This is a genomic window from Pseudomonas sp. SIMBA_041 (genome assembly GCF_046535095.1).
Classification (GTDB): domain Bacteria; phylum Pseudomonadota; class Gammaproteobacteria; order Pseudomonadales; family Pseudomonadaceae; genus Aquipseudomonas; species Aquipseudomonas mucoides.
On sequence record NZ_JAWRXJ010000838.1, the window covers coordinates 1 to 242 of the forward strand.

The following is a 242-nucleotide window of genomic DNA, read 5'->3' on the forward strand; positions in this document are numbered from 1 at the left end:
GTGGGGAAGGTATCGTTGGACGACTGGCCACGGTTGACGTGGTCGTTGGGGTGGATCGGCTTCTTGCTGCCCAGCTCGCCGCCGAGCATCTCGATGGCCCGGTTGGCGATCACTTCGTTGGCGTTCATGTTGGACTGGGTGCCGGAACCGGTCTGGAACACCACCAGCGGGAAATGCTCGTCCAGTTGCCCGCTGATCACCTCATCCGCCGCCTTGACGATGGGCAGCGCAATGGCTTCCGG

At 63.2% G+C, this 242-nt stretch carries 1 protein-coding gene; it reads right to left on the reverse strand.

The features are described 5' to 3' along the window. A partial coding sequence (locus SB725_RS33495) for a lyase family protein (protein ID WP_410923733.1) occupies window positions 1-242 on the reverse strand: 242 nt, incomplete at both ends.